The sequence below is a fragment of the Methylobacterium platani genome (assembly GCF_001653715.1).
Classification (GTDB): Bacteria; Pseudomonadota; Alphaproteobacteria; order Rhizobiales; family Beijerinckiaceae; genus Methylobacterium; species Methylobacterium platani.
Genome location: NZ_LWHQ01000066.1, coordinates 3,205 through 4,387, shown reverse-complemented (window position 1 = coordinate 4,387; position 1,183 = coordinate 3,205). Strand labels below are relative to the sequence as shown.

Here is a 1,183-nt window from a genome sequence, read left to right as displayed (position 1 = left end):
GCCGAGCAGCGTGCCGGCGGCCATCGCCGCCTGGCACGCCAGCACCACCCAGAGCGGCACGTGGAACTCGGGTCCCAGATGGCCCTGGCTGAACAGCAGCACCGCGATGATGCCCATGGTCTTCTGGGCGTCGTTGCCGCCGTGGCCGAGGGAGTAGAGCGAGGCCGAGACGAATTGCAGGAGGCGGAAGCGGCGGTCGACGGCGAACGGCGTCGCGCGCACGCAGAGCCACGAGACGACCAGGACGAGGAGCAGCGCGAGCGCGAAGCCGAGCAGCGGCGAGAGCACGATGGCGGCGGCGGTCTTGCCGAGCCCGCCCCACACCACCGCCTGCCAGCCGGCCTTGGCGAGGCCCGCCCCGACGAGGCCGCCGACGAGCGCGTGCGAGCTGCTCGACGGGATGCCGAGCACCCAGGTCAGCACGTTCCAGGCGATGGCGCCCGCCAAGGCCCCGAAGATCACCCGCGCGTCGATCAGGCTCGCCTCGACGATGCCGGTGCCGAGCGTCTGGGCGACGTGCAGGCCGAAGAACAGGAAGGCGATGAAGTTGAAGAACGCGGCCCAGACCACGGCGTATTGCGGCCGCAGCACCCGGGTCGAGACGATGGTGGCGATCGAGTTGGCGGCGTCGTGCAGGCCGTTGAGGAAATCGAACAGCAGCGCGATGCCGATCAGGCCGGCGAGCACCGGCAGCGAGAGGGCGGCCTCCACATCCGGCTCCTAGACGTTCTCGATGACGATGGCGCTGATCTCGTTGGCGACGTCCTCGAAGCGGTCGACCACGTCCTCGAGATGGCCGAGGATCTCGCTGCCGATGATGTAGGCCATCGGATCGCTGCTGCTCCTTTGCGCGTGGTAGAGCGCCTTGAGGCCCTGCTCGTGGAGGGCGTCGGAGCGTCCCTCGACCTGGGTCACCCGCTCGGTGAGTTCGGACAGGCGGGTGGCGTGCTTGCCGACCGCGGTCAGCAGCGGCACCGCCTCGGCGGTCAGGCGGGCGGCCTCCAGCACCGTGCCGCCCATCTCGCGCATCACCGGATCGAAGGTCCGCACCTCGAACAGCGTGATGGTCTTGGCGGTGCGGTTCATCTGGTCGATGGCGTCGTCCATCGACTGGATCAGGTCCTTGATGTCGCCGCGGTCGAAGGGGGTGATGAAGCTGCGGCGCACCGCCTCCAGCACCTCG

At 69.5% G+C, this 1,183-nt stretch carries 2 protein-coding genes; both read right to left on the bottom strand.

Annotated elements, in window-relative coordinates; all coding sequences use genetic code 11:
• Positions 1–711: inorganic phosphate transporter (locus tag A5481_RS27325; protein WP_064504424.1), on the bottom strand; the 711-nt coding region annotated here is incomplete at its 3' end.
• A gap of 9 nt (positions 712–720) precedes the next feature.
• A partial coding sequence (locus tag A5481_RS27320; protein ID WP_245298669.1) for a DUF47 domain-containing protein occupies positions 721–1,183 on the bottom strand: 463 nt, incomplete at its 5' end.